This window comes from Curtobacterium sp. MCPF17_001 (genome assembly GCF_003234615.1).
In the GTDB taxonomy this organism is placed as follows: Bacteria; Actinomycetota; Actinomycetes; order Actinomycetales; family Microbacteriaceae; genus Curtobacterium.
Map to the genome: position 1 here is coordinate 25,830 of NZ_QKSL01000016.1, position 26,837 is coordinate 52,666.

Sequence of the window (26,837 nt, forward strand, 5' to 3'; positions counted from 1 at the left end):
GTTAAGGTCGTCGTCATGACGCAGCTCCGGATCCGTGACGCAGCGACGTACCTCGGGGTCAGTGACGACACCGTGCGCCGTCTCGTCGAGGGCAGCACCTTCACCCGCGCGACCGACGCCGTCGGACGGGCGGTCGTCGACGGGCGGGAGCTCGCCGAGTACGCCCGGACGCGCGGCGACCAGCTCGCCGACCCCTCGGGCGTTCGCAGCTCGGCGCGCAACCGCTTCGTCGGCATCGTGACGGGGCTCGTCGTGGACACCGTGATGGCCCAGGTCGAGCTGCAGTGCGGCCCGCACCGTGTCGTCTCCCTGATGAGCTCGGAGGCGGTCCACGACCTCGGGCTCGAGATCGGTTCGGTCGCCGTGGCCTCGGTCAAGGCGACGATGGTGACGGTCGAGACACCCAGCCCGGAGGAGGCGCCGTGAGCACGCCCGTCAGCACCGCGCGACGACGACTGGGTTCGCGGACGGCCGCGCTCGCCGGGTCCGGCCCCGACGTCCTCGAACGCCTCGGTCGTGCGCGGGTGCTGGTCGTCGGGGCGGGCGGGCTCGGCGCGCCCGTCGTCTCCTACCTGGCCGGCAGCGGGCTCGGTCGCCTGACGATCGTCGACGACGACGTCGTGGACGGATCGAACCTGGCCCGACAGACGCTCTTCACGACCGCGGACGTCGGTGTGGCGAAGGCCGAGGTCGCCGCTGCCCGTGCGCGCGCGGTCGACCCCGAGCTCGACGTCGTCGCGGTCGTCGGACGCTTCCGGCCGGAACACGTCGCCGGGCACGACGTCGTGGTCGACGCGGCCGACGCCGTGGACGTGACGCGGGCGATCTCGGACGCGTGCGCCCCGCTCGGCATCCCGTTCGTCTGGGGCACCGTGCTCTCGTACGACGGCCAGGTCTCGGTCTTCCGCGATGCCGGGGACGACGGTGTCGACTTCCACGACCTGCACCCGGAGATCCTGCCCGACGAGGGCTCGTGTGCGATCGACGGCGTGCTGCCGGCGCTCTGCGGAGCGGTCGGGTCGGTGATGGCCGCGCAGGTGACGGCCCTCGTCGCCGGGCTCGGCGAACCGCTGCTCGGCCGGCTCCTCACCGTGGACGCGCGACGGTGGCGGTGGACCGAGAGCCCGATCCGACGTGGGCCGGCGTCGCGACGTCCCACGGGCCTCCCGGCCGGAGCGGCCGGAGCGGCCGGAGCGACCGGAGCGGACGGCGCTGGCGGCACGAGCGGTGCTGCGCCGCGCATCGCGCCCGCGGCCCTCGCCGCCCGCCTGGCCGACCCGACCGACAGCCTGACCCTGGTCGACGTCCGCACCCCGGCGGAGTGGGCCACCGGCGTCATCGCGGGGTCCGTGCACGCCGACGCCGCACTGCCGGACGGTGACGTCGTCGTCACCTGCGCACGCGGGCCGCGGGCCGACGCGTGGGCGCGGACGATCGGGAGGCCCGTCACCGTCCTCGACGGCGGTGTCGATGCGTGGCGCCGCGAGGGGTTGCCCCTCGCATCCTCGTGAACCGCTCCTGCGGGTAGGATCGCAGCGAACGACCGCACCTGCGGACCCGAACGCCGCTCCAGGAGGCATCATGCGACAGCCCGTGCGGTCGACGGCCGTCCTGGCCGCAGGAGCGCTGCTGGCCCTGACACTCGGCGGCTGCGCGAGCACTCCGGCGAGCGGCGGACCCGGCACGAGCGCGACGTCGGGCGCCGCCCCGTCCGGCTCGATCACGGTCTTCGCCGCGGCGTCGCTGCAGCGCACCTTCACGACCCTCGGACACGACTTCGAGCAGGCGCACCCGGGCACCACCGTGACGTCCTCGTTCGCCGGGTCGAGCGACCTGGTCTCCCAGATCCGGAACGGTGCCCCCGCGGACGTCTTCGCATCGGCCGACCAGGCCACCACGGCGGAGCTCGGGAAGCAGCGCCTGGCCAGTGGTTCGCCGTGGGACTTCGCGACGAACACCCTCGAGATCGCCGTCGCCCCCGGCAACCCGTACCACATCCGGGGCCTGGCGGACCTCGACGACCCCGGCGTGCAGCTCGTGACCTGCGCCGCCCCGGTGCCCTGCGGGGCCGCGACGCTCGCGGTCGAACGCTCGAGCGGCGTCGACCTGCACCCGGTCAGCGAGGAGCAGTCCGTCACCGACGTCCTCGGCAAGGTGCGCTCGGGCCAGGCCGACGCCGGCATCGTCTACCGCACGGACGTGCAGGGTGCGGGCCGCGACGTCACCGGGGTACCGGTCGCGGCCGCGGACGAGGCTGTCAACACCTACCCGATCAGCGTCCTGCGCGACGCGGCGAACCCCGTCCTCGCCCGGTCGTTCACGTCGTACGTCCTGTCCTCGGCGGGACAGCGGACCCTGCGCGACGCCGGCTTCGGGAAGCCCTGACCCCCGTGCCCCCGGCAGAGCGAGTCACCACCCGACGCGGCCGCAGCGCACGACGCGGCTCCGGCACACGACGCGGTCGGCCGACGGTCCGCGGTCCGGTGCCGTGGTGGCTGCCCGTCCCCGCGGTGCTCGGCGGCCTGTTCGTCGTCGTCCCGGTGCTCGCGATGGTCGGGCGCGTGCAGTGGGGCTCCTTCGTCGCGCTGGTGACCTCGCCCGCGTCGCTGAGCGCGCTCGGCCTGAGCCTCGGCACGGCGACCGCGGCGACCGGCATCGCCTTCGTCCTCGGCTACCCGCTGGCGGTGCTGTTCGCCCGGTCACGCTCCCGGTGGACCGGGGTGGCGCGCGCGGTGGTCCTCCTGCCGCTGGTCCTGCCGCCGGTGGTCGGCGGCCTGGCGCTGCTCGCGGCGTTCGGCCGGCTCGGCGTCGTCGGGGCGTTCCTCGACGAGCACGGGCTGCGGATCGCGTTCACCACGGCGGCGGTCGTGATCGCGCAGACGTTCGTCGCGATGCCGTTCCTGGTCTCCTCGATCGAGGGGGCGCTCCGCGTCGAGGGGGACCGGTACGAGCGGGTCGCCGCCACCCTCGGCGCCGGACCGACCCGCACCTTCCTCACGGTCACGACCCCTCGGGTGCTGCCGGGCATCACGGCCGGCCTGGTCCTCTGCTTCGCCCGCGCCCTCGGTGAGTTCGGCGCGACCCTGACGTTCGCGGGCAGCCTGCAGGGCGTGACCCGGACCCTCCCGCTCGAGGTGTACCTGCAGCGTGAGATCGACCCGGACACGGCGGTCGCACTCGCGCTGGTGCTCGTCGTCGTCGCGGTGCTCGTGATCGGCCTGGCCTCGGTCCGGACCCGCGGAGCCGCGCTGTGACCGCCGCACACACCGAGGCGGCCGGACTCGTCGCCCACGTCGTCCGTCACGACCGCGACGTCGACGTCGCCCTGACCGTCGGCCCGGCCGAGTGCGTGGCCCTGATCGGCCCGAACGGCGCCGGCAAGTCCACCGTCGTCGACGCCGTCGCCGGTCTGCTCGCCCTCGACGCCGGCGAGGTGCGTTCCGCCGGTCGACTGCTCGCCGGCCCGGGCCGCAGCGTCCCCGCGCACCGCCGCCGCGTCGGCCTGGTCGCCCAGCGACCGGACCTGTTCCCGCACCGCAGCGTCCTGGCGAACGTGGCCTTCGGTCCGCGTGCCGCCGGCCGCTCCGGTCGGGAGGCCCGCCTGACGGCCCGCCAGGCCCTGGCCGCCGTCGGGGTGGCCGACCTGGCAGACCGCGCCCCCGGGACGCTCTCGGGCGGTCAGGCCCAGCGCGTCGCGATCGCCCGTGCCCTGGCGGCGGACCCGGCGGTCGTCCTGCTCGACGAACCGACCTCGGCGCTCGACGTCGGCGCCCGGCAGGAGGTCCGGGCAGCCCTCCGCTCCGCCGTCGCCGGCCGACCGAGCCTGCTCGTCACGCACGACCCCGTCGAGGTGATGGCCCTCGCCGATCGGGTCGTCGTGCTCGAGGACGGCCGCGTGGTGGAGGAGGGGCGTCCCACCGATGTCCTCGCCCGACCGCGCAGTGCCTTCGCGGCGACGTTCTCCGGCCTCGTCGTCCTGCACGGCACGGCGACGTCGGACGGACTCGTGCTGGACCATCCCACGACGACGGACGGGACCGCGACCGGGGCCGCACCCGACGGCGGGGGCGAGCTGGCGTCGGGGACGCACGGCGTGCCTCCCGGCCGTGCCGTGTCGGCCGCGCACCACCCGACCGCCGCCCTCGTGATCCGCGCCGACCAGGACGGGACCGGGCTGCTGCGGACCGTGACCGGACTGGAGCCCCGTGACGGGCTCGTCCGGGTACGGGCCGGGGAACTCACGGCGGACCTGACGCTCGCCGCGGTCGCGGCGCTCGGGCTGACCCCTGGCCTGCGGGTCCGGGTGCGCGTGCCACCGGCCGAACTCACCGTGTGGGAGCGATGACGGGCCCGGCCCGGACCTAGCCGCCGGCGAAGGGGGGCATGACGTCGACGATGCCGACGCCGAGGAGCGAGGTCGACCGGTCGCGGGTGGTCACGCCGTCGACCAGGTAGGAGCAGCGCTCCTGCAGGGCGGTCCAGCGGGCCGCGTCCGCCGCGTCCACCTGCCGGAGGGCGTCGTCGAGCGAGTCGGCCGAGACGGTCGTCTCGTCGAGACCGACCGCGGCACGGGCGGCGGCGAAGAAGCGCAGCGTGGTCATGTCCGTCATCCGCCGATCGCGCTCATGCCTCGGGTGGGGTGCACGAAGCCGTCGCTGTCGTCACCGTGGTCCCGGGGCTTCGCCCACATCGCCCGGCGCCACCGGTCGAGGACCACCGCGTCGTCGGCACCGGCACGCAGGGGGCCGAGCAGGTCGACCTCGTCGTCCGAGAACAGGCAGCTGCGGACGTGGCCGTCGGCGGTCAGGCGCGTGCGCGTGCAGTCGGCGCAGAACGACTCGGTGATGCTCGCGATGACACCGACCGTGCCGAGGTCCGCACCGGTCGCCCGGGAGCGGACGCGGTAGCGCTCGGCGGGGGCGCCGTTCCGCGGGGCCTCGTCGGGGGTCAGCTCGTACTCGGCGCCGAGGATCTCGCGGATCTGGACAGCGGTGATCATCGTCGACGCATCCCAGGCGTGCCCCGGGTCGAGGGGCATCTGCTCGATGAATCGTAGCTCGTGGCCACGCTCCAGGCACCAGGCCAGCAGTTCGGACGCCAGGTGGTCGTTGACCCCGCGCATCAGGACCGCGTTGACCTTGACGCCGAGGCCGGCGTCCGCGGCCGCTGCGATGCCCTCGAGGACCCGGTCGAGGAACGGGCGGCGGGTCACCTCGGCGAAGACGTCCGGGTCGACGGTGTCGAGCGAGACGTTGAGCCGGTGCAGCCCCGCGGCGCGGAGGGCGGCGGCGCGACCGGCGAGCCCGATCGCGTTCGTCGTCAGTGACAGTTCGAGGTCGGGGTGGGCTGCCGCGCTCCGGGCGATCACGTCGACCAGGTCCTTGCGGAGCAGCGGCTCGCCGCCGGTGAAGCGGACCTTGCGGATGCCGAGCTGCTCCGCGCCGAGGCCCACCAGGCGGGCGATCTCGTCCGCTGACATCAGCGCGGCGTCGGGTGCGAAGGGCAGGCCCTCGGCCGGCATGCAGTAGGTGCAGCGGAGGTTGCAGCGCTCTGTCAGGGAGACCCGGAGGTCGACGGCGGAGCGGCCGAACCGGTCGACCAGCCCGGGGTCGCCGGCGGGGCGTGGCGGCAGGTCGGTGCGGTCCAGGGGGCCGGGCGCCGGGGCCTCGGGGTGGACCCGACGCATCAGGTCCGACGAGGGGAGGAGCTGCCCGGCCGACGAGGAGGCCTGCCCTGTCGAGGGCGGCATCTGGCCCGTCGAGGGCAGCATCTGGGCCGGCATCGCCTCAGGATACGGTGCGCTCGCTCCGATCCGGGTGGACCCCGTCGTACAGCGCCCGTTCCCGGCCGAGCAGCCGGTCGCGCCAGCGCCGCCAGTCCTCGCGGCGGGTCCGGACCAGGGTGACGACGAGCACGACGGCGATCGCCGCGAGCAGCCACCACCGGTAGGCGACGACCGAGGGCCACACGCCGCGCAGGGCGATCGCGAGCGTCATGGACAGCCACTCCCACCGGCCGGACAGCACCACGAAGGGGATGAGCAGCAGCGCGTACCAGGGGTAGCGCGGCGTCACGGCGAGGAAGGTCACGCCGATCATGAAGACCTGACCGGACCAGGGGTTCGCCGGGTCGGACAGCCGCCAGGCGAGCACCGCGGCGACGAGCACGACCAGTCCGACGCCGATCGTCGCGGCGTCCCCGGGCAGGACCTTCGCGACCAGGGCGAACCGGGAGCCGTCCTCGTAGCCCTCCTCCGACAGGTAGCCAGGGAGGTAGCCGAGCACCTTCGGGCCGGTCGTCAGCACGTACGGCACGTAGAGGAGCCCGAACACGGCGACGCCGACCGGGATCGCCCACCAGCTGCGCCACCGACCGAGCAGCGCCGGGTAGACGATCGCCGGGATGAGCTTGGTCGCGGTCGCGGCGCCGAGGGCGATGCCGCCCCAGATCGGTCGACCGAACGCCACCAGCACGGCGCCGGCGGTGGCCAGAGCCGCGCCGACGACGTCGACGTGCGAGTTGGTGACGGCCTCGGCGGCGACGAGCGGCGACCAGGCCCAGAGTGCGGCCCACCAGGTCGGGCGGCCGATTCGGCGGAGGACGACGAGCAGGCCGACGGTGACGCCGAGCGAGACGACGAGCCCGGCGAACTGGAACGGCAGGTACTGCGCGGTGGCGGGCACGAACGCGCGGACGAGCGCGAACCACAGCTCGGCCATCGGCGGGTAGATCGTGGGGACGTCCGGCCGGTTGATCGCCGTGCAATGCCCGAGTCGTCCGTCGCCGAGACCGCGGAACCGGGGCTTGACGTCATCGCACGTGCCGTTCACCTTGTCCGGGAACAACCAGTCCGGGCGGAGGTGCTGCAGCACGTCCGACTGCGGCGTGTGCCGGTACGGGGAGATACCCGCGTGCTGCACGATCCCGTCCCAGGCGTAACGTGCGGAGTCGGTGCTGGTGTTCGGCGGTCCGATCAGGGCCGCGATCCCGACGACCACCGCACCACCGAGGACGATCCGCGTCACCAGGTGCGGGGGCACGAACCTGAGCGCCAGCACGGCGCCTGCGAAGACCGTCCAAGCGATGAGGGTCCACGCAACGAATGGAGAGCGATGACCCTCCCGGAGGAACCCCAGATGCGTGACACCCACCGCGATGACGATGCCGAGCACCAGCACGCCGACGACGGCCAGCACGGTCGGGACGAGCGCGCGCGGGGCGAACGCCCGGTGATCGAGACGGGCCGGACGGAGTCGTTCGCTCATGGTCCGACGAGGCTAGCGGGGGTGCAGCGCCTCATGCTCCACGCCCGCGATGCCATGGCGTCACCGAACCGCACCGCACGCAGCGCCGTCGTCACGGGTCGTCTGCTCGGCATCGCGTTCGTGGTCTGCTTCCTCACCGGCGTCTACAGCCACCTGCTGCAGGAGCCGCTGGGGTGGATGCGCTTCCCGACCCGGCCCGTGCAGCTGTACCAGTTCACGCAGGGCCTGCACATCACCGCGGGGATCGCGATCATCCCGCTGCTCCTCGCCAAGCTCAACGTCGTCATGCCGGCGCTCGTCCAGACCCCGCCGGTCCGGAGCGTCCTGCACCTGCTCGAGCGTGCGTCGATCGCGGTGTTCGTCGCGTCGGCGCTCGTCCAGGTCGCCACCGGCCTGCTCAACACCTTCCAGTGGTACCCGTGGCCGTTCCCGTTCCGGCAGGTGCACAACGCCCTGGCCTACGTCCTCATCGGGTCGCTGCTCATCCACATCGGCACGAAGCTGCAGGTGATCACGCGCTACTGGCGGAAGCGCGACTCCTTCGACGCGCAGGGCCGCTTCGTCGCCGACGCCACGGTGGGCAGCGAACTCCCCGACCCGGGCAGCCGGTACGACCCGGACGACCCCGCCGGCCTGGAGGCCCGTCCCGGCGCAGCCTCGTCGTCCCGCGGGTTCGTGGGTCGCCTCCACCGCTGGATCGACGGGGCGGACGTGCCCCGGGCCTCCCGTCCGGACGTGACCGTCGAGGCCGCTGCACCCCGGCCGGCCCCCGATCCCGCCGACGCCGCGGCGAGCGACGACGGGCGTCGGCAGCGCGTCGCGCGTCGCGGGTTCATCGCCGGCGTGACCGCGGCCACCGCGGGCGTCGTCGCCCTGACGGTCGGGCAGTCCTCGGTCGTCGGAGAGCCCCTCAACGTCTTCGCTCCTCGCAAGCGGCACCTCGGCCAGAGCGGGCTCCCGGTGAACCGGACGGCCCGTGCGGCGGGCGTCCTGGCCACCGCGACGGCCGCCGACTGGGCGCTCACCGTCGCCGGGCCCTCGGTCAGCCGCACGTTCTCACGTGCCGAGCTCACCGCCCTCGGCCAGACCGAGGCGCGCCTGCCGATCTCCTGCGTCGAGGGCTGGAGCCAGATGGCGACGTGGAAGGGAGTCCGGATGCGCGACCTCCTCGCCGCGGTGCAGGCGGACCCGCACGTGCACGTCCGGGTGACGAGCCTGGAGCGGCACGGCGGCTACCGGGTCATGGAGATGGGACCGGAGTACGCGGCCGACCCGACGACCCTCATCGCCCTCGAGCTCAACGGCGAGAAGCTCGACCTGGAACACGGGTTCCCCGCCCGGATCATCGCGCCCGGCCGCCCGGGTGTGCTGCAGACGAAGTGGATCGAACGGATCGAGGTCATCGCATGAGCGCCGCAGTCGTCGACAGCCGGGTCCGCACGGCCCGGATCGTGCTCGTCGTCCTGGGCGTGCTCGTCCTGGCGTTCGGGGCCTGGGTCCTCGTGACCTCCGTCCGGCCGAACCGCATCGGCGGGCTCGCGACCTGGCTGATCGCCGCCGTCGTGCTGCACGACGCGATCCTGTCGCCGTTCGTCCTGGCGGTCGGCATGGGACTCCGCCGGGCCGGCCGCTCGCTGCGCACGTGGGTGCTCGTCGTCGTGCAGGCCGCCGTCGTCCTGGGCAGCGTCCTGGCCCTGGTGGTCCTGCCGGAGATCGCGGCGAAGGCCCACGGCACGAAGAACGACACCGTGTTGCCCTTCGACTACACGACCCGGCTGCTCGTGGTCGAGGGCGCGCTGGTCGCCGTCGTGGTGGTCGCCCTGGTGGTCGGAGTGGTCACGGCTCGGCGTCGGTCCGCCCGACCTGCGGTTGCAGCGACAACCTCTCCCTAGGATGAGGGCATGACCGACGACACCCCCTGGCTCTCCCGCGAGCAGTTGCGGGCGTGGATGGGGTTCGTCGCCGTCATGGAGCTGCTGCCGGCGGCGCTCGACCACCAGCTGCAGCGAGACGCCGACCTGACCCTGTTCGACTACATGGTCATCGCGATGCTCTCCGAGACCGACTGCCGCACGCTCCGGATGTCCGTGCTCGCCTCCGCCACCAACGCGTCGCTGCCCCGCTTGTCGCACGTCGTGTCCCGGCTGGAGAAGCGCGGGCTGGTCGCACGCTGCCCGTCCACGGAGGACCGCCGGGCGACGGACGTCCGGCTCACCGACGCCGGCTTCGAGCACATCGTGGCCGCCGCTCCCGGCCACGTGCGCACCGCCCGCCGTCTGGTCATCGACGCGCTGTCCGACGAGCAGGTCGCCGAACTCGACGACATCTCCCGCGTGCTCCTCAGCCGCGTCGACCCCGACGGGCGGTTCGCCGCGGTGGCCAACATCCCGCCGGACGACCCGTCCATCTGCGAGGCCCGGTTGACCGGCACGGCCGACGACTCCTTCCCGGACGTCGTGGACGGCATCGCCTACCGGCCGGCGACCCGCGACGACCTGCCCCTGCTGCGCCGGGCGAGCCTCGACGCGATGAACTGGGCGGCCGAGCGCTTCACCGACGCCGACCTCGACCGGCCCGAGTTCGCCCACTACTCCGCCGCCTTCGACCCGGAGCGGAGCAGCGACGACCGGACGGACGACCGGACCGACGACCGGTCTGCTGACCTGGGCGTCGTGGCGTCCGACGGCGACGGGCCGCTCGGCGTCGTCTGGGCCGTGCACCTGCCCGCGAGCGACCCCGGCTACGGCTTCGTCGCCGGGGACGTCCCGGAGCTCACCCTGGCCGTCGACGCCCGCGCCCGCGGTCGTGGTGTCGGGTCCGCACTCCTCGCCCGGATCGTCGCCGCCGGACGGAGCGCGGGGTGGCCGGGCATCAGCCTGAGCGTCGAGGACGGCAACACCGGTGCCCGCATCCTCTACGAGCGGGTGGGCTTCCGCACCGTCGGCCGGAACGGCGACTCCGACACCATGCAGCTCACCTTCTGACCGCCGCTAGGCTCGCCGGTATGAGCCATGCCGCCGACCGCCCCTCCGAGACCTACAGCTACCTCGGACCGGCCGGCACCTTCACCGAAGCGGCGCTCAAGCTCGTCGAGGCCGCCGCCGGCAAGCCCTGGCGCAGCGTCAACAACGTCGGCGAGGCGCTGGACGACGTCGTCACCGGCCGTTCCGTCGGCGCCGTCATCGCCATCGAGAACAGCGTCGACGGCGGGGTCAGTGCGACCCAGGACGCCCTCGCGCGGATCCCCGGCGTGCGGATCGTGGGGGAGTACCTGGTGCCCGTCGACTTCGTCCTCGTGGCCCGGCACGGCACCGCGCTCGCCGACGTCCGCACGGTGAACGCCCATCCCGTCGCGTACGCGCAGACGCACCGCTGGCTCGAGGCCAACGTCCGCGGACACGGGCACATCCCGGCCTCGTCGAACGTCGCGGCAGCGGCCGAACTGCTCGAGGAGCACTCGGTCGCGGACGCCGCCGTCGCCCCGCCCGGCATCACCGACCACTACGACCTGGCGGTGCTCGCGGACTCCATCGGCGAGAACGCCAGCGCCGTCACCCGGTTCGTGCTCGTGTCGAAGACGCTCGCGCTGCCGGAACGCACCGGCTCGGACAAGACGAGCGTCGTCGTCGAACTGCCGAACGAGCACCCCGGCGCCCTGGTCGACATGCTCGAGCAGTTCGCCACCCGGGGCATCAACATGGGGCTGCTGTCCTCGCGGCCGATCGGTGACGAACTCGGGCGGTACCGGTTCGTCATCGACCTCGACGGACACGTGCGCGACGAACGGGTCGCGGACGCGCTGTTGGGCCTGCGGCGCTTCAGCCCGCGCGTCACGTTCCTCGGGTCGTACCCGCGCGCGGACGGCGCGCGCTCCGAGGTCTCGCCCCGGTACTCCGACCAGGCGTTCGTCGAGGCCCGTGACTGGCTGCGCGCGATCGTTCGCGGCGAGCCGGACGCGGGCTGAGCCTCCCGTCCGCCACCGCCGCAGGGCACGACGGCCGGCACGCCGTCAGCGCCGGCGGGTCGCTCGCGTCTGGTCCTCCGGACCGGCCACCCGGACGGTCAAGCCGCCGGCGTCGATCTTCGCGCGGAACGCCACGACCTCGCCCACCGGGTCGCCGTCGATCTCGAACTCGTCGGGGCGCTCCAGCCGCACGGTGAACTCCTCGCCACGCAGGTAGCGCAGCGGACGCTCATCCCGGGTCTTCGTCACGATGCGCTGTCCGATGTCGGTCTTGCCCAGTGCCGAACGGCGGAAGCGGCGCAGGATCGCGTTCTCCCAGAACACCCGGGCACCGATCCGGACCCAGCCGAAGAACCCGTGCGGCCGCATCACGACGACGTCGAAGAAGCCGTCGTCGATCTCGGCGTCCGGCAGCAGGGTCGCGCCGGCCTGCAGCATCCCGCAGTTGCCGACGATGAGCGAGTGTGCCCGGACCGAGCGGGTGCCCTGGCCGTCCAGGCGGTACCGGAACTCGAAGGCGTCGGCGTCGCGCAGCGACCGCACCAGGGAGTCGACGTACGCCAGCCAGCCGACCTTCTTCTTGAGGTCGTCGTTCGTGTTCGCGAGCATCCGGGCGTCGAGCCCGAGTCCGGCCATCACGAGGAAGCCGAACTCCTCGCGCGAGCCGTCCTGACGCTCGACCCCGACCGTGCCGAAGTCGATCGCGCGGTCCTCGCCGTGGAAGATGGTGTGTGCGCTCGCGCCCAGGTCGTCGATCGGCGCCGGGATGTTGCGGGCGAGCAGGTTCCCGGTGCCGCTCGGCAGCAGTGCGAGGGCCGCGTCGGAACCGTGCACGACCTCGGCGACCGCACGGACCGTGCCGTCTCCACCGGCTGCGGCGATCACGTCGGCCCCGGCCTCGAGCGCTTCGCGGGTCATGCCGCCGCCCGGGTCCTCCTCGCTCGTGGCGTACCACTTCGTCTCCGCCCAGCCGGCTTCACGCTGGTACCGACCGACGGTGCGCTGCAGCGAGGGCAGGTCGACCTTGATCGGGTTGTAGATCACGGCGGCGGTGCGCTGCTCAGTGGCGGGGGCGTCCTCCGGCAGAGAGGTGGTGTCCGAGGGCGTCGACATGCCCTCAACGCTACCGGGCACCGCCTGCGCGGTCCGGATGGCGACCAGGGGACGGACGGGAGGAGCGGGTCGGCAGCATCGCGGGCCTCCCGTCCGCAGGTTCACCGGGTGGTCATCCGTGGCTCGCTAAGCTGGGTCGGTGATCGACCCACAGCTGTTGCGCGACGAACCGGACCTCATCAAGGCCTCGCAGGCTGCGCGCGGCGCCTCCGTCGACGTCGTCGACCAGGCCGTCGCCGCGGACTCCGCCCGACGTGCCGCCATCACCGCGTTCGAGGCGCTCCGCGCCGAGCAGAACGCGTTCGGCAAGACCGTCGCGAGGGCACCGAAGGACGAGAAGACCGCGCTCGTGCAGCAGGCCCAGGCGCTCGCTGCGAAGGTGAAGGAGGCGCAGGCCACCGTCACCGCTGCCGAGGACACCTTCAACACCGTCGTCCGCTCGATCCCCAACGTCGTGATGCCCGACGTGCCCGCCGGGGGCGAGGACGACTTCGTCACCCTCCGCACCGTCGGCACGAAGCCCGAGTTCGCGTTCGAGCCGAAGGACCACGCCGACCTCGGTGAGTCCCTTGGCATCATCGACATCGCCCGCGGTGTCAAGGTGTCCGGCTCGCGGTTCTACTTCCTCAAGGGCATGGGCGCCCGACTCGAGATCGCCCTGATGTCGCTCGGCCTCGACCGTGCCGTCGCGCACGGGTTCGAGCCGCTCATCACGCCGACGCTCGTGCGTCCCGAGACGATGGCCGGCACCGGCTTCCTCGGCGAGCACTCCGCCGAGGTCTACCGTCTCGAAGCCGACGACCTGTACCTGACCGGCACCAGCGAGGTCGCCCTCGCCGGGTACCACGCCGACGAGATCCTGCAGTTCCCGTCCGAGGACGACCAGGCCCTCCGGTACGCCGGTTGGTCCACCTGCTACCGGCGTGAGGCCGGTTCGGCGGGCAAGGACAACCGCGGCATCCTCCGTGTGCACCAGTTCAACAAGCTCGAGATGTTCGCGTACGTCCACCCCGACCAGGCCGACGCCGAGCACCAGCGGCTGATGTCCTACCAGGAGTCGATGCTGCAGGATCTCGGGCTGCACTACCGCGTCATCGAGACCGCCGCCGGGGACCTCGGCACGAGTGCCGCGCGCAAGTACGACCTCGAAGCGTGGGTCCCGACGCAGGGCACCTACCGCGAGCTCACCTCGACGTCGAACTGCACCACGTTCCAGGCCCGTCGCCTCGACATCCGCTACCGGACGTCGACGGGCAAGACCGCGCCGGTCGCGACGTTGAACGGCACCCTCGCCACCACCCGCTGGCTCGTCGCGATCCTCGAGACCCACCAGCAGGAGGACGGCTCGGTCGTCATCCCCGAGGTGCTCCGCCCGTACCTCGGCGGCATCGAGGTGATCGAGCCCCGATGAGCTCCTCACGCGGATTCGTGGACGGTTCCGACGCTGCCGCCGCAGCCCCGGGTGGGACCGCTTCGCCCGCACGGGTCAAGCGGTGGCTCGTCGCGCTGGACATCGACGGCACGATCATGCGCGAGGACGGGGTCGTCACCGACACCGTCATCCGGGCCGTGCGCGACGCCGAAGCCGCCGGACACGAGGTCATGCTCTCCACCGGCCGCAGCGAGGGCATGACCGTCCCGCTGCTCGAACGGCTCGGCATCCAGCCGAAGTACCTGGTCTGCGCCAACGGTGCACTGACCCTCGAACGCACGGACACCGGCGCCTACGAGCGGGTGCACGTCGAGACCTTCGACCCCACCGAAGTCCTGCAGACGATCCGCGGTGCGCTGCAGAACGGTGCCTACGGTGTCGAGGACGAGACTGGGCACTACCTGCTCTCCGGCGACTTCCCCGACGACACGATGACGGCGTCGGGCGACCACGTCGAGTTCGAGCGGCTGCTGGGCGTCCGTGCCACCCGCGTGGTCGTGATCTCCCCGGAGCACGGGCTCGAGGAGTTCCTGGACATCGTCGACAAGATGGGCCTGCACAAGGTCTCGTACACGGTCGGCTGGACTGCCTGGCTCGACATCGCGCCCGAGGGCGTCACGAAGGCGACCGCCATGGAGCGCATCCGTGAGTGGCTCGACATCCCGCGCTCGCGGGTCTTCGCGGCCGGCGACGGACGCAACGACATCGACATGCTGCGGTGGGCCTCCACCTCGGGTCGCGGGGTCGTCATGGGGCAGGCCCCGGACGACGTCGTCGACGCGGGCAACGAACTCACCGGCGGCGTCACGGACGACGGGCTCGCGGCGGCGCTCGACACGTTGCCGCGCTGACGGCTGCACTCCGGCCAGGAGGCTCGGTATACTGCACGCGGCCCGGTCACGTCTCGCCACGTGGTCGGGTCACGGAGGGTTGTCCGAGTGGCCGATGGAGCCTGTCTTGAAAACAGGTGGGCAGAGATGTCTCGTGGGTTCGAATCCCACACCCTCCGCAGATCGAACAGGCAGTCCCGCTCGTTCGAAGGGGCGCTGACACTTCTTTCGGATTTTGCGGTTACGATCCCCGGTATGGCGATCTCGACCCCACACCGACCCCGCAACGCCACAGCCCGGACCTACGTGCCGGCGGATGCCGCTCGTGACGGACTCGTCGACTTCGCACGACAACTCCACGAGAGCTTCGGCACGTCCCGACATGCGGGTGCCGCGCTCCGCGCACCGGACGGCTCGGAGCGGCCGATCCCCGCTGAGATCTTCGAGGTCCTCGAACAGGTCGCCGACGCCCTCGCCAGTGGCAGCGGGGTCACGGTCGCGCCGAACGACATGCAGATGACGACACAGCAAGCTGCTGACTTCCTCGGCGTCTCCCGCCCGACGTTGATCAAGTACCTGGAAGAGGGCACCATCCCGTTCGGCAAGCGCGGTCGTCACCGCCGCGTCCTGCTCCGCGACGTCGTGGCGTTCCAGGAAGCATTCCGCATCGACCGCAAGGCCGCGCTGCGGGAGATGGCGCGGAACAGTCAGTCGCTGGAACGGCAGCAGGCGGAAGCCACCGGTGACTGAACGATGGCGTTCCCGGCCTTCTTCGATGCCTGCACGCTGTTCGGCATCCGTCTGACCGACCTCCTCCTCCGACTTGCTGACGAGGGCGCGTTCCGAGCGCTGTGGTCCGACGAGGTCCTCGAAGAGTTCCGCCGGAACGTCATCCGCTCCGGCGTCGACCCGGCCGCGGTCGACCATCGCATCACCGCGATGCAGCAGTACTTCCCCGACGCCCTCGTCACGGGCTACGAGCCGCTGACCGCGACGATGACGTGCGACGCGAAGGACCGCCATGTCCTCGCGGCGGCCATCCGTTCGAAGGCGGACGTCCTCGTGACCTTCAACGTCAAGGACTTCCCCGACCACTCACTCGATTCGTTCGACGTCGAGGTGGTGCACCCGGACGACTTCCTGCTCGACCAACTCGACCTGTTCCCCGGGCTCGTCACACAGGTGCTCCGCGAACTCGCCGAAGACTACGTGGACCCGCCCGTGTCGATGAACGACGTCCTCGAGACGCTCCGGAGGGCTGGCGTTCCGCGCTTCGTCGAGGACGTCCGGCGCTACCTCTGAAGACGGTCGGCCGCGAGCGATCGGGGGTCCTCACAGGGCCCCGGGAGCGGGCGCTCCGTCGACCTAGCGTCGAGGGCATGGACATCACCACACGCTCCGTCGCCGTCATCGGCGGCACCTCCGGCATCGGACTCGAACTCGCACGGCGCTTCCGTGACGCCGGCAGCCACGTCGTCGTCGGCGGACGCCGCACCGAGGTACTCGACCAGCTCGTCGCCGAGGGTTTCGGCACGGTCTCGATCGACGTCACCGACGACCAATCCGTCATGACCGCACGCGACACCGTGCTCGACCTGCTGCCCGACCTGGACACCGTCGTGACCATGTCGGGCATCGGCGTCCCCGAGGACCTCCGGGACCCGGCACACTTCGCCGACGCCGCCCGCATGGTCGACGTCAACGTGCTCGGGACGATCCGGGTCATCGACGCGTTCACCCCGCACCTGCTCCGGCAGGGCAGCGGCACGATCGTCACCGTGAGTTCGGGCATCGGGTTCCTGCCGTTCCCACTGATGGCGTCGTACGCCGCCACCAAGGCCGCGGTGCACGCCTACAGCGAGGCACTCCGTGCGCAGCTCGCCGGGACGGGCATCGACGTCGCCGAACTCGTGCCGCCGGCGGTGAACACGACGATGGGCACCAGCAACCCGAACGCACTGGACCTCGGCGACTTCGGTGCCGAGGTGATGGCGCTCCTGGCACAGGACACCACCCCGCACGAGGTCTTGGTGCAGGGTGTCCTCATGCACCGGTGGGCGGAACGTGACGGCACCTACGACGAGCTGGTCGCCCAGCGCTCCCACGCGCTCGCGACGTTGCCCGGCCGTTCGGGGACGCCCGCGTGACGCTCGACGGGGACCCGACCGCGGTGCCGACGAACCCCCTCGGCGCCTACCTGCAGGCGCGCCGTGGGCTCGTGACGCCGGAGCAGGTCGGGCTGCCCGCCGGCGGGGTCCGGCGTGTGCCGGGTCTCCGCCGCGAGGAGGTCGCGATGCTCGCCGGCGTGAGCACCGACTACTACCTCCGATTGGAGCGGGGCCGGGACACCCGTCCGTCACCGCAGGTCCTCGACGCGCTCGCCAGGGTGCTGCAACTGGACGACGTCGAGCGTCTCCATCTCCAGCACCTCGCCGAACCCGCACGACGCAGCCGTCCCCGGCGCACGGCCGAGCGGGTCCCGGCCCGCCTGCACGCCCTGCTGGCGGCGCTCGAGATCCCGGCCTTCATCGAGGGGCGCGCGTTCGACGTCCTCGCGGCGAACGACCTGGCCACCGCGTTCTCACCCCGGCTCCGGGTCGGCGAGAACCGTCTGCGCTCGCTGCTGCTCGACCCGGAGGAGCGGGTGTTCCACCGCGACTGGGAGCGTGCGGTCGCGAGCTTCGTCGGCGCCTTCCGGCACTCGGTCGCGGACGACGTCCGGGACCAGCGGGTCGTCGAACTCGTGGGCGAGCTGTCACTGTCGAGCGGCCGCTTCCGGCAGCTCTGGGCGCGGCAGGACGTCCGGGTGCTCGAAGGCGGGTCGATGACGGTCGACCACCCGGTCGTGGGGGAGCTGCACCTGCACCGCGACAAGCTGCCGGTCGACGGGCTGCTCCTGGTGCTCTACTACGCCGACCCGGGCAGTGCGAGCGCCGAGCGGCTGGACATGCTCGCGTCCCTCGCCCGCGAGACGTCGCCGCACCCCTGACACGGCCGTCGGCACCGGCGACGAACGGCAGCGGGTTCAATGCCAAGGCCGATCCTCGGTCAGAGGAGGTCGTGCACCCAGTACTCGAGGTTCGGTTCCTCGAAGTCGTTCTCGAGGTAGACGAATCCAGCGAGTTCGAACATCCGGCGGCTCGGCTCGTTCCGGTGATCCACCCGAGCGAACGCACCACAACCGATCCCGGCTTCATCGCGAACCGTACGGAGGACGTCGAGCGTCTGACGGAGCAGCACGATGCCGAGGCCGGCTCCACGGAAACGGACGTCACGCGCGATGCTCATGACCAGGAGCTGCTCGCCACCGTCGGTCCAGCTGACGCGGGACACTCCGGCGAGTGCGTCGCCGGAGAACGCGAGCAGCGCGTTCTCCTCCGGCGGCAGAGGCGGCCGCAGTCCACGGATCGAGGACTGCACGGCAAGCTCCCACGGCCGCGGGTGCACGTGGTCCCGACGCAGTCGATCCCAGCTGGCACGGGGAGGGTCAGCGCAGGTGAAACCCTGCAGAGCCGGGACGTGTTCTCCGCCGAGGCCGACCCAGGTCAGGTCATCCGGCTGCACGCGAGGCGAGCCAGCGGTTGATCACGTCCTTCTCGACGGCCTTCAACGACTTCCGCGCGACCGTCGCGTGGTACTCGGCCACGAGAGCGGCGCGTTCGTCGTCGGTCAGGCCGTCGCTGCCGACGTCGCGGCGCGACCGGCCCGGACGACTCATCGGCAGGCGGGGGAGCATGCGTCGATGGTAGTCCAGCACCACCAGCGACCGAAGAGCCTGTGGACAACTGCTCTGCTGTGTCGCCAGCGACACCACATCGGGGGCGTGAAGCCGCGCCTGGACCGCGGTACCGTTGTCGCCGGAGTGTACGGGTCGTTCTGTGCACGTCCAGCACGACGGAACTCGGGGGAAGCACGACCATGACCACGCCGACGTCGGTACCCGGTCGCGGACCGGACCGCCGAACCGCGATCCTGGAGGCCGCCGCCGTCGAGTTCGACCGCCAGGGCTTCGGTGCGGCGAGCATCTCCGGGATCGCCAAGTCCGCCGAGGTCAGCCAGGGCGCGATCCACTTCCACTTCCGCACGAAGCAGGCCATCGCCCTCGCCGTGATCGACGAGCAGAACGCCCGCACGTTCGCAGCCGTCACGTACGACGGACCGTCGCCGCTGGCCGGGCTGGTCGAGGCCTCCCGCGCGATCGCCGGCCTGCTGCTCGACGACCCGGTCGTCCGTGCCGGCATCCGGCTGTCGCTCGAGAACCGGGTGTTCTCCGGTTCGACGTCGTCCTTCTACGACCAGTGGATCGCGAGCGTCGTGGACGTCTTCCGCCTGGCGGTCGCCGCGGGCGAGGTCGGCCCGACGGTCACCCCGGAAGCGCTGGGTGCCACCGTCGTCCCGTGGTTCACCGGCGTGCAGCTCGTGTCCGACGTCCGAGCGGCACGCATCGACCTGCTGCCGGCCGTGGCGACGATGTGGCGCGTCCTCGCGCACGCCTGCGTGGTCCCGGCGCAGCGCGACCGGTTGCTGGCCGTCGTGGACCGCGCCTTCGCCTGACCGTCCGCGCGAGCGTGCTGCGGGTGGCATGACAGGAGGCCCGGACCGACCCCGGTGGGCTGGTCCGGGCCTCCCGTCCGGTCGTCTCGTCGTCAGTCGGTCTTCGCCGCCTGCTTCGTCCGCGCCTTCTGCTGGTCCTCGCGCCGCTTCTCGCGGGCCTTCTGCGCCTTCTCGCGGCGCTTGACGCGCTTGTTCGCGCGTTCGTGGTCGTCCACGTCCTCGGAGCGCTTCTGGCGCCACGGCTTCGCGGCCAGGTCCGGTCCGTCCCAGACCTTGATGGCGCCCCAGCCGGCTGCCAGGAGCGGCACCGAGATGATCGCGCCGGTGATGCCGGCGAGGACGGTGCCCGCGGTCAGGCCGACCAGGATGACCAGGCCGTGCAGGCGCAGGGTCTTCCCCATCAGCACCGGCTGCAGGAAGTTGCCCTCGAGCTGGTTGACGACCACGACGATGCCGACCACGATCAGCGCCGGGACCGGACCGACGGCGACGAGCGCGACGAGTGCGGCGAGGATGCCGGCGGCGGTGGCACCGACGATCGGGATGAACGCCGTGATGAACACGATGACCGCCAGCGGGAGCGCGAGCGGCACGCCGACGATGGCGATGCCGACGCCGATGCCGATGGCGTCGACCGCGGCGACGGTCGCGGTGCCGCGGACGTAGCCGCCGAGGGTCGAGACGACGCGGTCACCGACGCGGCGCGCACGCTCGTAGGAGGCGCCGGTGAACGGACGGAGCAGGAACTCCCAGATGCGGGGCCCGTCCTTGAGGAAGAAGAACAGCACGACGATCATCAGCACCAGGCCGGTGAGGAAGTTCGCGGTGGCGGACGCGCCGGCGAGGGCACCTGACCCGAACTGCGCGCTCGTGACGAAGTCGGTGGCGGTCTTCACCGCGTCGTCGACCTGGCTGTCCGAGACGGCGAACGGCAGCGTCCGGCTGAAGTCCTGCAGCTGCTGGAAGCCCTGCACGGCGGACTTCTGCAGGCTGGACCACTGGTTCTCGACGGCGACGACGATGAGGTACCCGAGGAGCCCGAGGACGACGAGCACCCCGAGGAGCACCGTCAGCGTCGCGAAGACGGACGGGAAGCCGTGACGGCGGAGCCAGGACACGACCGGGTGCATGGCCGAGGCGATGATCAGGGCCAGCAGCACCGGGATCGTGACGACGCTGAGCACCTGGCCCGCGTAGACGATGCCCGCGACGATGACGATGAGGATGATGACCTGCAGGCAGCGGGTCGCCAGTCGGCCGAACGAGTCCGACCAGGCAGCACGCACCCCGGTCACCGGCTCGGTCGGTGGCGTCGTCGTCGGTGGGGCAGCGGCGGAGGAGCGGAAGAACGGCATGACGCCGACGGTACAGACGCACAGGTGGGCGCGCCGGATGCTGTGGTGACTCAGCCCTCGACGAGGTCGCGGTCCCGGAACCACTTGAGCAGCCAGGCGGCGCTGGTCCGGTCGAAGGACGGCGGGAAGTCGAGGGTGCCGGACAGGAACGGACTGAACCCCTCGACGGTCGCGATGTCCGCGTCGTCGAGACCGCGGTAGGCCATCGACCAGCCGTCGAACCGCCGGCGCTCGATGTCCTCACGGACGAGCGAGCGCACCGAGTGGTGGCGCGGGTCCTTCTCGATCACGGTGAACCGGTCGTTGACGCTCCACGCCGGGCCCTCGAGCAGCTGCATGAAGCGGCCGCCCTTGACGAGCAGCAGGCCGGAGACTCCGAGCGCCTCGTTCCGCAACCGTGCGCCGGCGAGCATCTCGGCGAGTTCGTCCTCGCCGAACTCGTGCGTCGCGACGCTCATGTAGAGGATGGAGACCAGCACCAGGGCATCATGGCCCGCTCGCGGGTGGCAGCACAATCCCGGCCGCCGTCAGCGCCGCGGGCCACGCCTAGGATCGTCCCCATGGCGACCGTCCTCCTCGTCCGGCACGGACGCACCACCGCGAACGCGACCGGGCTCCTCGCGGGCCGCACGGCCGGGGTCGCGCTCGACTCCGTCGGCAAGCGGCAGGCCGCCACGACCGCCGAGCGCATCGCCGCGGTGCCCCTCGCCGCGGTCGTCTCGAGCCCTCTCGAGCGCTGCCGGCAGACCGCGCGGGCGATCACGGCCTTCCAGCCGGGCGACCCGCAGCAGTTCGTCGAGCGCGGCATCATCGAGGCGGACTACGGCGAGTGGCAGAACCGCAGGATCAGCGATCTCGCCCAGGAGCAGCTGTGGCGGGTGGTGCAGTCGAACCCGAGCGCCGTCGTGTTCCCCGGCGGGGAGTCGATGCAGACCATGCAGTCCCGTGCGGTCGCGGCCGTCCGACGCCTCGACGCGCAGATCGAGGCAGAGCACGGGGCCGGTGCGGTCTGGGTGGCGGTGAGCCACGGCGACATCATCAAGTCCGTCCTCGCCGACGCCCTCGGCATGCACCTGGACCTGTTCCAGCGCATCTCGGTGGGACCGGCCTCGGTGTCGATCGTCCGGTACGGGGAGGCCCGTCCGGAGGTCGTGGCGACGAACACCGAGTCGGGGGACCTGTCGTGGCTGGCCCGGGCAGCGGCGCCGAGCGGTGACGCGGTCGTCGGCGGCGGCGCCGGACACGACGAGCAGTCGTCGTCGTCGCAGTCGCGGTCTCCGGAGCATCCCGACTCCGCCACTTCCTGAACGGTCGGAGGTGCACGCTCCTAGAATGCCGGTATGCCCCCCATCGTCCACGGCTTCGACTGGCCGGACAGACTCGTCGTCGGCACGATCGGACGCCCGGGCGAGCGGTCGTTCTACATCCAGGCCCGTGACGGCCGCCGCGTCGTCAGCGTCGCAATCGAGAAGGAACAGTCGGTCGTGCTCGCCGACAAGATCGACGAACTCCTCGACGAGGTCGCCACGGTCGACGACAACCGCTTCAGCGTCCCGGACGCAGCACCGACCGAGCTGCGCGACGGCGACCCGCTCGACCAGCCCGTCGAGCCCGAGTTCCGCGCCGGCGCCCTGAGCCTGGGTTTCGACCCGGCCACCGCGCAGGTCGTGATCGAGGCGTACCCGATCGAGGACGACGTCGAGGTCTTCACCGAGTCGACCGGCGACGGCGACGAGGTCGAAGCGGTCGTCGAACTTCCCGAACCGAGCGAGCTGCTGCAGGTCAAGATCCCGGTGGGCAGCGCCCGCGCCTTCGTCCAGCGCACGCGCGAGGTCATCGCCGCCGGACGCCCGAACCCGCCCGAGCTCCCCGAGCTCGGATGACGATGGGTCCTGACGCCGCCGGTGCCGCGGTCCCCAGCGCTCCCGGGGAACTCCGCATCACCGGGCGCATCCGCGAGGCCTCGAACGCCACGTTCCTCGCCCGGCTCGACGGCGAGGACGTGGTCTACAAGCCGATCGAGGGCGAGAAGCCGCTGTGGGACTTCCCCGACGGCACCCTCGCCGGTCGTGAGGTCTCCGCCTACCTGGTGTCCGAGGCGCTCGGTTGGAACGTCGTGCCCGAGACCTGGCTCGGTGACGGTCCCTTCGGCCCGGGCATGGTGCAGCGGTGGCAGGTCATCGACCCCGAGCAGGACGCCGTCGACCTGGTCCCGGCCGAGGACGCCGCCGCGGCGGTCGCCGCGGGCAGCGTCCGTGAGGTGCTCGACGCCGTGGACGAGAACGACCAGGCGGTGACCCTGGTGCACGAGGACTCGGCGGTCCTCCGGCGGATGGCGGTCTTCGACGTCGTCACGAACAACGCGGACCGCAAGGGCGGGCACGTCCTGGCCATGCCGGACGGGCACCGCTTCGGCGTCGACCACGGCCTGACCTTCCACGTCGAGCACAAGCTCCGGACGGTGCTCTGGGGCTGGATCGGCGAACCCCTCAGCGAGGACGAGGTCGCTGGACTCCAGCGGCTGTCCGAGGCGCTCCGGGGAGCGCTCGGCGAGACCCTGCGTGAGCACCTCACCGACGACGAGCTGTCGGCGCTCCGGGGGCGCTGCGCTGCGCTGGCCGCGGTCGCGACGTTCCCGCCGCCGGACGGCTACGGTCCGGCCGTGCCGTGGCCGGTCTTCTGACGTGGCCGGTGTTCTGACGCGGCTGACTGTCTGACACTGCCCGTCTCCTGGCGCGGCGGCATGACGGCCGGGAGGCGCGCGCCGAGCCCGGCACGCGCCTCCCGGCCGTCAGGAGCGCGGTCAGCCGAAGCGGCTGAAGGCGCCGCCCCAGAGACCGTCGTCGCCGGAGCCGGAGCCGGAGCCGGAGCCGGAGCCGCGTCGGGCACCGAGGTAGGACCCGACCACCGCGACACCCAGGTCGTCGTTCTCCGGCGCCGTCACCGTGCCCTCCACGCGGCGGGCCATGCCGTCCACGAAGCGGGCGAGCCCCGGGTCGTCACCGAGCCGGAAGAACGTCGTCTTCGCGCCCAACCGGTGGGCGTTCTCGAGTTCCCGGACGCTCAGCGCGATCGTCACCGGGTCCGGCGGGTAGCTGAAGTACACCTGCCCGTTCGGCTCCAGGTGTGACGTGGGTTCGCCGTCCGTGACGATGAGCAGCACCGGCTGCGCGTTCGGGTGCTTCCGGAAGTGCCGGTTCGCCAGCAGCAGGGCGTGGTGCAGGTTCGTGCCCTTGTCCCACATGGCGTCGAGGCCGACGAGCTGGTCGACGTCCATCACCTCGGCCTCACGACCGAACGCGATGAGCTGCAGGTCGTCCCCGCGGAACCGCGTGGAGATGAGGGTGTGCAGCGCGAGGGCGGTGCGCTTCATCGGGACCCAGCGGTCCTCCATCGCCATCGAGAACGAGGTGTCGACGAGCAGGGCGACGACGGCCTGCGTGCGGGCCTCGGTCTCCTGCACCTCGACGTCCTCGATCTGCAACCGGACCCCCGCGCCGGAACGGGGGCCGTCCCCGGCGGTACGGGTCAGGGCGTTGGTGATCGAGCGTGTGACGTCCCAGGGTTCGGTGTCGCCGAACTCCCACGGACGCGTCGACCCGGAGCGGTCACCGGCGGCACCGGCACGGCGGAGGTCCCGCGCGCCCTGCCGACCCGACATCCGCTCGGCGACGTCCTTGAGCAGGCTCTTGCCGAGCTGGCGCATCGCCTTCGGGGTGAGCCGGAGCTGTCCGTCCGTGCCCCGTTTCATCGCGCCCGAGTTCCGCAGCGCCTTCTCGAGCTGCTGCAGGGTCCGGGCGTCGACAGCCGCCTGGTCGCCGAGCTGCTGGGCGAGGGCGTCGAGGTCCAGGTCGTCGAGCTCCGAACCGGGGCCGACCTCGGCGAGCTGGTCGGCGAGGGCGTCGAGGTCGGCGATGTCCTGGAACACACCGGTGCCGTCGCCGAGACCGAGACCCTGCTCGCCGTCCATGCCCTCGGACCCGCCCCAGTCCTCGCCGGGGCGGAGGGCACGGAGGTTGTCGTCGAGCTGGGACAGCGCCCCCATCAGCGCAGGGGAGCCGAACGCCTGCTCGGCCAGCGCGTCGAGTTCGTCGCGCTGCTCCTGCGTCATCGAGTTCCGCATCCGTTGGGCCGCTGCGGCACGGGCTGCGAGGTCGTCGAGCAGCTCGTCCACGTTCTGCGGGTTCGACGGGAACTGGTCACCGTGCTTCGCCATGAACTCGTCGAACTGTTCCTGGCTGTCCTCACCCCGACGGTGGGCGTCGAGCAGTTCGTTGAGGTCGTGCATCATCCCGGCGACCGCGGCCCGGTCGTCGTCGGTGGCGTTCTCGAGCGCCTGCTTCATGCCCGCGAACCGTTGGTCGAGCATCTCGCGGCCGAGCAGGTCCTTGATCTGATCGTACTTCTGCCGGCCCGTCGGGCTCTTCCAGTCGTAGCCGTTCAGTTCGCTGACCGCTGCGGCGGGCGAGGACGGCAGGCTGTCGAGCTGCATCTGGGCCAGTGCGCGGTCCCCGTCGTCCATCGCCGTGTCCCGAGCGAGTTGTCCACGTTCGGCCAGGATGGCTTCGTCGAGGAGCTGCCTGATCTCCTGCAGGGTGCCGTCCAGGTTGTTCCGGCTCGTCAGTTCGCGGCGCTTCTCGGCCACCAGTCGAGCGAGGTCGTCGAGCCCCCGCTGCGACTGCCCGCCGCGTCGGAGGAACTCCCGCATCGCCCGCTCGGGGGAGGTGCCGGCCATGACGTCCTGGCCGATCGCCTCGAGCGCCTCGGCCAGGTCGGCGGGTGGCGCGAGGGGATCCGGGCCGCCGTCGTACTTGCCGTAGCGGCTGTCACGGCTCAGCCGACGGTTCGGGCGGCTAGCCACGGGTCACCCCGTCGGTGTCGGTGTCGGTGTCGGTGTCGGTGCGCACCGGGTCACATCCCATACGCTGCTTCGCCCCCGCCGGACTCCTTGCTGATGCGGCGGGCCAGGAACAGGCCCTCCAGCGCCAACTCGATCGCGCCGGCCCGCTCGCCGTCGGACGTGGCGCCGAGGCGCTCGCACACCTGGTCGTACAGGTCGGACTCACCGAGCGACGGCAGCCCGGCGAGGAAGTCCCGCGCGCTGACCTGTTCGCCGGTGGTGACCATCGTGCCGCCCTCGAGCGCATCGACGAGCACGCCGAAGTCCAGCCCACGGAAGCGCGAGCGCACGGTCTCGGCGGTCGCGGTCCGCAGCAGGTGTTCGAGCACCTCGTCGGCGCGGTCCTCTTCCCCGGACTCGAACTCGATCTTGCCGCCGAGGACGTCGACCGCGGTCTCGAGGTCGATCGGTCGGGCGACGGCGTCCGGCTCACCCTGGCGGGCTGCGCGGTGCACGGCGGCGGCGGACACCGTCTCGGCACCGGCGATCGAGAAGCGGGCACTGACACCACTGCGCTGGTCCACGGCACTCGACTCGCGGAGGGCACGGGTGAAGCGGGCGAGGATCTCGATCAAGGCGTCCGGCACCTCGGCGGTCAACTGCGCCTCCTGCCGGATGACGGCGATCTCGTCCGCCAGCTCGATCGGGTAGTGCGTGCGGATCTCGGCGCCGAAGCGGTCCTTCAGCGGTGTGATGATCCGGCCGCGGTTCGTGTAGTCCTCGGGGTTCGCACTCGCGACGACGAGCACGTCGAGCGGCAGTCGCAGCACGTACCCGCGGATCTGGACGTCCCGCTCCTCCATCACGTTGAGCATCGCGACCTGGATGCGCTCGGCGAGGTCAGGCAGCTCGTTGATCGCGACGATGCCGCGGTGACCGCGCGGGATCAGGCCGAAGTGGATCGTCTCCGGGTCGCCGAGGCTGCGGCCTTCGGCGACCTTCATCGGGTCGACGTCACCGATCAGGTCCGCGACGGAGGTGTCCGGCGTCGCGAGCTTCTCGACGTAGCGGTCGTCGCGGTGCACCCACGAGATCGGCAGTGCGTCGCCGAGGTTCTGGGCGCGACGGATGCTCGCCGTGACGATCGGTTCGTACGGGTGCTCGCCGAGTTCGGAGCCGGTGATGACCGGTGTCCACTCGTCCATCAGGCCGTTCAGGGTGCGGAGCAGTCGGGTCTTGCCCTGGCCGCGCTCGCCCAGCAGGACGACGTCGTGTCCGGCGATCAGGGCGCGCTCGAGCTGCGGGATGACGGTGGTCTGGAAGCCGTGCAGGCCGGGCCAGGGGTCACGGCCCTCGCGGAGGGCGGTGAGCAGGTTGTCGCGGATCTCGGCGCGGACCGACTTCTGGACGTGCCCAGCAGCGCGGAGCTCGCCGACCGTGGAGAGATCAGGTCGGTTCACGGGCGCCACGGTACGCCCGCCCAC

29 protein-coding genes and 1 tRNA gene are annotated in these 26,837 nt (G+C 72.0%); 20 read left to right on the forward strand and 10 right to left on the reverse strand.

Annotated features, from left to right (window positions below):
- Nucleotides 1-15: 15 nt before the first annotated feature.
- The 5 genes from DEJ24_RS13865 (at nucleotide 16) to DEJ24_RS13885 (ending at nucleotide 4,345) form a co-directional block, all read left to right on the forward strand.
- A complete protein-coding gene (locus DEJ24_RS13865; RefSeq protein WP_111079135.1) occupies nucleotides 16-426 on the forward strand; it encodes a molybdopterin-binding protein in 411 nt (136 codons plus the stop codon).
- Nucleotides 423-1,511, forward strand: a complete 1,089-nt coding sequence (locus DEJ24_RS13870) for a ThiF family adenylyltransferase (protein WP_111079136.1) — start codon at nucleotides 423-425, stop codon at nucleotides 1,509-1,511. Before DEJ24_RS13865 ends, DEJ24_RS13870 begins: the two co-directional genes overlap by 4 nt.
- A 70-nt stretch (nucleotides 1,512-1,581) precedes the next feature.
- Nucleotides 1,582-2,385: a molybdate ABC transporter substrate-binding protein gene (gene modA / locus DEJ24_RS13875; protein ID WP_111079137.1), complete on the forward strand. Its 804-nt coding sequence runs from the start codon at nucleotides 1,582-1,584 to the stop codon at nucleotides 2,383-2,385.
- 98 nt (nucleotides 2,386-2,483) lie between these two features.
- Nucleotides 2,484-3,254 carry an ABC transporter permease gene (locus DEJ24_RS13880; protein ID WP_111079138.1) on the forward strand — a complete coding sequence of 257 codons (771 nt, stop codon included), beginning with the start codon at nucleotides 2,484-2,486 and terminating at the stop codon, nucleotides 3,252-3,254.
- Complete coding sequence (locus DEJ24_RS13885; RefSeq protein WP_111079139.1) at nucleotides 3,251-4,345, forward strand: ABC transporter ATP-binding protein; 1,095 nt, start codon at nucleotides 3,251-3,253, stop codon at nucleotides 4,343-4,345. Before DEJ24_RS13880 ends, DEJ24_RS13885 begins: the two co-directional genes overlap by 4 nt.
- A 16-nt stretch (nucleotides 4,346-4,361) precedes the next feature.
- Here DEJ24_RS13885 and DEJ24_RS13890 read toward each other — a convergent pair whose 3' ends face one another.
- The 3 genes from DEJ24_RS13890 to DEJ24_RS13900 all read right to left on the reverse strand — a co-directional run bounded on the left by DEJ24_RS13890 (nucleotide 4,362) and on the right by DEJ24_RS13900 (nucleotide 7,265).
- Nucleotides 4,362-4,601, reverse strand: coding sequence for a MoaD/ThiS family protein (locus DEJ24_RS13890; protein WP_220036722.1), 240 nt, complete (start codon nucleotides 4,599-4,601; stop codon nucleotides 4,362-4,364).
- A gap of 5 nt (nucleotides 4,602-4,606) precedes the next feature.
- On the reverse strand, nucleotides 4,607-5,686 hold the full coding sequence (gene moaA, locus DEJ24_RS13895) for a GTP 3',8-cyclase MoaA (protein ID WP_111079168.1): 1,080 nt from the start codon (nucleotides 5,684-5,686) through the stop codon (nucleotides 4,607-4,609).
- Between the two features lie 100 nt (nucleotides 5,687-5,786).
- A complete protein-coding gene (locus DEJ24_RS13900) occupies nucleotides 5,787-7,265 on the reverse strand; it encodes a glycosyltransferase family 87 protein (RefSeq protein WP_111079141.1) in 1,479 nt (492 codons plus the stop codon).
- A gap of 21 nt (nucleotides 7,266-7,286) precedes the next feature.
- Here DEJ24_RS13900 and DEJ24_RS13905 point away from each other — a divergent pair, with 21 nt between their 5' ends.
- Genes DEJ24_RS13905 through pheA form a run of 4 tightly spaced genes read left to right on the forward strand, consistent with a single transcriptional unit; the run spans nucleotide 7,287 to nucleotide 11,229 of the window.
- Complete coding sequence (locus tag DEJ24_RS13905; protein ID WP_181436621.1) at nucleotides 7,287-8,675, forward strand: molybdopterin-dependent oxidoreductase; 1,389 nt, start codon at nucleotides 7,287-7,289, stop codon at nucleotides 8,673-8,675.
- Nucleotides 8,672-9,157, forward strand: a complete 486-nt coding sequence (locus DEJ24_RS13910) for a hypothetical protein (protein WP_111079142.1) — start codon at nucleotides 8,672-8,674, stop codon at nucleotides 9,155-9,157. The genes DEJ24_RS13905 and DEJ24_RS13910 overlap by 4 nt, the downstream gene beginning before the upstream one ends.
- Nucleotides 9,158-9,166: 9 nt before the next feature.
- Nucleotides 9,167-10,249, forward strand: coding sequence for a bifunctional helix-turn-helix transcriptional regulator/GNAT family N-acetyltransferase (locus DEJ24_RS17335; RefSeq protein WP_309147019.1), 1,083 nt, complete (start codon nucleotides 9,167-9,169; stop codon nucleotides 10,247-10,249).
- 20 nt (nucleotides 10,250-10,269) lie between these two features.
- Complete coding sequence (pheA, locus tag DEJ24_RS13925; RefSeq protein WP_111079143.1) at nucleotides 10,270-11,229, forward strand: prephenate dehydratase; 960 nt, start codon at nucleotides 10,270-10,272, stop codon at nucleotides 11,227-11,229.
- 45 nt (nucleotides 11,230-11,274) lie between these two features.
- Here the strand turns inward: pheA and DEJ24_RS13930 are convergent, their stop codons facing one another.
- Nucleotides 11,275-12,342, reverse strand: coding sequence for a diacylglycerol kinase family protein (locus DEJ24_RS13930; protein WP_111079144.1), 1,068 nt, complete (start codon nucleotides 12,340-12,342; stop codon nucleotides 11,275-11,277).
- A gap of 139 nt (nucleotides 12,343-12,481) precedes the next feature.
- On the opposite strand from DEJ24_RS13930, the gene serS reads away from it, so the two are divergent.
- From serS to DEJ24_RS13965, 7 genes are all read left to right on the forward strand, one after another.
- Nucleotides 12,482-13,753, forward strand: a complete 1,272-nt coding sequence (gene serS / locus DEJ24_RS13935) for a serine--tRNA ligase (RefSeq protein WP_111079145.1) — start codon at nucleotides 12,482-12,484, stop codon at nucleotides 13,751-13,753.
- A complete protein-coding gene (locus tag DEJ24_RS13940) occupies nucleotides 13,750-14,625 on the forward strand; it encodes an HAD family hydrolase (RefSeq protein ID WP_111079146.1) in 876 nt (291 codons plus the stop codon). Before serS ends, DEJ24_RS13940 begins: the two co-directional genes overlap by 4 nt.
- A 73-nt stretch (nucleotides 14,626-14,698) precedes the next feature.
- A tRNA-Ser gene (locus DEJ24_RS13945) sits at nucleotides 14,699-14,783 on the forward strand.
- A gap of 76 nt (nucleotides 14,784-14,859) precedes the next feature.
- Nucleotides 14,860-15,354, forward strand: a complete 495-nt coding sequence (locus DEJ24_RS13950) for a helix-turn-helix domain-containing protein (protein WP_181432779.1) — start codon at nucleotides 14,860-14,862, stop codon at nucleotides 15,352-15,354.
- Between the two features lie 3 nt (nucleotides 15,355-15,357).
- Nucleotides 15,358-15,906, forward strand: coding sequence for a PIN domain-containing protein (locus tag DEJ24_RS13955; RefSeq protein WP_111079148.1), 549 nt, complete (start codon nucleotides 15,358-15,360; stop codon nucleotides 15,904-15,906).
- Nucleotides 15,907-15,983: 77 nt separating this feature from the next.
- Complete coding sequence (locus tag DEJ24_RS13960) at nucleotides 15,984-16,751, forward strand: SDR family oxidoreductase (RefSeq protein WP_111079149.1); 768 nt, start codon at nucleotides 15,984-15,986, stop codon at nucleotides 16,749-16,751.
- Nucleotides 16,748-17,593, forward strand: coding sequence for a helix-turn-helix transcriptional regulator (locus DEJ24_RS13965; protein ID WP_258374515.1), 846 nt, complete (start codon nucleotides 16,748-16,750; stop codon nucleotides 17,591-17,593). Before DEJ24_RS13960 ends, DEJ24_RS13965 begins: the two co-directional genes overlap by 4 nt.
- A gap of 59 nt (nucleotides 17,594-17,652) precedes the next feature.
- Here DEJ24_RS13965 and DEJ24_RS13970 read toward each other — a convergent pair whose 3' ends face one another.
- Nucleotides 17,653-18,024 (reverse strand): GNAT family N-acetyltransferase, encoded by a 372-nt coding sequence (locus DEJ24_RS13970; protein ID WP_110904640.1) that lies wholly within the window; start codon nucleotides 18,022-18,024, stop codon nucleotides 17,653-17,655.
- 130 nt (nucleotides 18,025-18,154) lie between these two features.
- Nucleotides 18,155-18,340, reverse strand: a complete 186-nt coding sequence (locus DEJ24_RS13975; protein ID WP_111079151.1) for a hypothetical protein — start codon at nucleotides 18,338-18,340, stop codon at nucleotides 18,155-18,157.
- Between the two features lie 182 nt (nucleotides 18,341-18,522).
- Between DEJ24_RS13975 and DEJ24_RS13980 the strand changes: the two genes are divergently transcribed.
- The gene (locus DEJ24_RS13980) at nucleotides 18,523-19,158 is read left to right on the forward strand and encodes a ScbR family autoregulator-binding transcription factor (RefSeq protein WP_110904638.1); all 636 of its coding nucleotides are present in this window, start codon (nucleotides 18,523-18,525) and stop codon (nucleotides 19,156-19,158) included.
- A 92-nt stretch (nucleotides 19,159-19,250) separates the two neighbouring features.
- Here the strand turns inward: DEJ24_RS13980 and DEJ24_RS13985 are convergent, their stop codons facing one another.
- Nucleotides 19,251-20,513: an AI-2E family transporter gene (locus DEJ24_RS13985; protein ID WP_111079152.1), complete on the reverse strand. Its 1,263-nt coding sequence runs from the start codon at nucleotides 20,511-20,513 to the stop codon at nucleotides 19,251-19,253.
- Nucleotides 20,514-20,563: 50 nt separating this feature from the next.
- Entirely contained in the window at nucleotides 20,564-20,992 is a 429-nt protein-coding gene (locus tag DEJ24_RS13990; RefSeq protein WP_111079153.1) for a BLUF domain-containing protein, read from the reverse strand.
- A gap of 81 nt (nucleotides 20,993-21,073) precedes the next feature.
- Here DEJ24_RS13990 and DEJ24_RS13995 point away from each other — a divergent pair, with 81 nt between their 5' ends.
- Genes DEJ24_RS13995 through DEJ24_RS14005 form a run of 3 tightly spaced genes read left to right on the forward strand, consistent with a single transcriptional unit; the run spans nucleotide 21,074 to nucleotide 23,196 of the window.
- Nucleotides 21,074-21,820, forward strand: coding sequence for a histidine phosphatase family protein (locus DEJ24_RS13995; protein ID WP_111079154.1), 747 nt, complete (start codon nucleotides 21,074-21,076; stop codon nucleotides 21,818-21,820).
- Nucleotides 21,821-21,853: 33 nt separating this feature from the next.
- Nucleotides 21,854-22,396, forward strand: a complete 543-nt coding sequence (locus tag DEJ24_RS14000) for a DUF3090 domain-containing protein (protein WP_111079155.1) — start codon at nucleotides 21,854-21,856, stop codon at nucleotides 22,394-22,396.
- Nucleotides 22,397-22,398: 2 nt separating this feature from the next.
- The gene (locus DEJ24_RS14005) at nucleotides 22,399-23,196 is read left to right on the forward strand and encodes an SCO1664 family protein (protein ID WP_111079156.1); all 798 of its coding nucleotides are present in this window, start codon (nucleotides 22,399-22,401) and stop codon (nucleotides 23,194-23,196) included.
- Between the two features lie 120 nt (nucleotides 23,197-23,316).
- Here the strand turns inward: DEJ24_RS14005 and DEJ24_RS16985 are convergent, their stop codons facing one another.
- Nucleotides 23,317-25,374: a VWA domain-containing protein gene (locus DEJ24_RS16985; RefSeq protein WP_258374831.1), complete on the reverse strand. Its 2,058-nt coding sequence runs from the start codon at nucleotides 25,372-25,374 to the stop codon at nucleotides 23,317-23,319.
- Nucleotides 25,375-25,424: 50 nt separating this feature from the next.
- Complete coding sequence (locus DEJ24_RS14015) at nucleotides 25,425-26,813, reverse strand: AAA family ATPase (RefSeq protein ID WP_111079157.1); 1,389 nt, start codon at nucleotides 26,811-26,813, stop codon at nucleotides 25,425-25,427.
- Nucleotides 26,814-26,837 lie beyond the last annotated feature (24 nt).

Coding starts and splice junctions, on each gene's coding strand:
- DEJ24_RS13890 (WP_220036722.1), bottom strand. CDS start 4,601: ATGACCACGCTGCGCTTCTTCGCCGCCGCCCGTGCCGCGGTCGGTCTC.
- DEJ24_RS13985 (WP_111079152.1), bottom strand. CDS start 20,513: ATGCCGTTCTTCCGCTCCTCCGCCGCTGCCCCACCGACGACGACGCCA.
- DEJ24_RS13950 (WP_181432779.1), top strand. CDS start 14,860: ATGGCGATCTCGACCCCACACCGACCCCGCAACGCCACAGCCCGGACC.
- DEJ24_RS17335 (WP_309147019.1), top strand. CDS start 9,167: ATGACCGACGACACCCCCTGGCTCTCCCGCGAGCAGTTGCGGGCGTGG.
- DEJ24_RS13995 (WP_111079154.1), top strand. CDS start 21,074: ATGGCGACCGTCCTCCTCGTCCGGCACGGACGCACCACCGCGAACGCG.
- modA (WP_111079137.1), top strand. CDS start 1,582: ATGCGACAGCCCGTGCGGTCGACGGCCGTCCTGGCCGCAGGAGCGCTG.
- moaA (WP_111079168.1), bottom strand. CDS start 5,686: ATGCGTCGGGTCCACCCCGAGGCCCCGGCGCCCGGCCCCCTGGACCGC.
- DEJ24_RS13930 (WP_111079144.1), bottom strand. CDS start 12,342: ATGTCGACGCCCTCGGACACCACCTCTCTGCCGGAGGACGCCCCCGCC.
- DEJ24_RS13955 (WP_111079148.1), top strand. CDS start 15,358: ATGGCGTTCCCGGCCTTCTTCGATGCCTGCACGCTGTTCGGCATCCGT.
- DEJ24_RS13940 (WP_111079146.1), top strand. CDS start 13,750: ATGAGCTCCTCACGCGGATTCGTGGACGGTTCCGACGCTGCCGCCGCA.
- pheA (WP_111079143.1), top strand. CDS start 10,270: ATGAGCCATGCCGCCGACCGCCCCTCCGAGACCTACAGCTACCTCGGA.
- DEJ24_RS13865 (WP_111079135.1), top strand. CDS start 16: ATGACGCAGCTCCGGATCCGTGACGCAGCGACGTACCTCGGGGTCAGT.
- DEJ24_RS13900 (WP_111079141.1), bottom strand. CDS start 7,265: ATGAGCGAACGACTCCGTCCGGCCCGTCTCGATCACCGGGCGTTCGCC.
- DEJ24_RS13960 (WP_111079149.1), top strand. CDS start 15,984: ATGGACATCACCACACGCTCCGTCGCCGTCATCGGCGGCACCTCCGGC.
- DEJ24_RS13980 (WP_110904638.1), top strand. CDS start 18,523: ATGACCACGCCGACGTCGGTACCCGGTCGCGGACCGGACCGCCGAACC.
- DEJ24_RS14005 (WP_111079156.1), top strand. CDS start 22,399: ATGGGTCCTGACGCCGCCGGTGCCGCGGTCCCCAGCGCTCCCGGGGAA.
- DEJ24_RS14000 (WP_111079155.1), top strand. CDS start 21,854: ATGCCCCCCATCGTCCACGGCTTCGACTGGCCGGACAGACTCGTCGTC.
- DEJ24_RS13975 (WP_111079151.1), bottom strand. CDS start 18,340: ATGCTCCCCCGCCTGCCGATGAGTCGTCCGGGCCGGTCGCGCCGCGAC.
- DEJ24_RS13910 (WP_111079142.1), top strand. CDS start 8,672: ATGAGCGCCGCAGTCGTCGACAGCCGGGTCCGCACGGCCCGGATCGTG.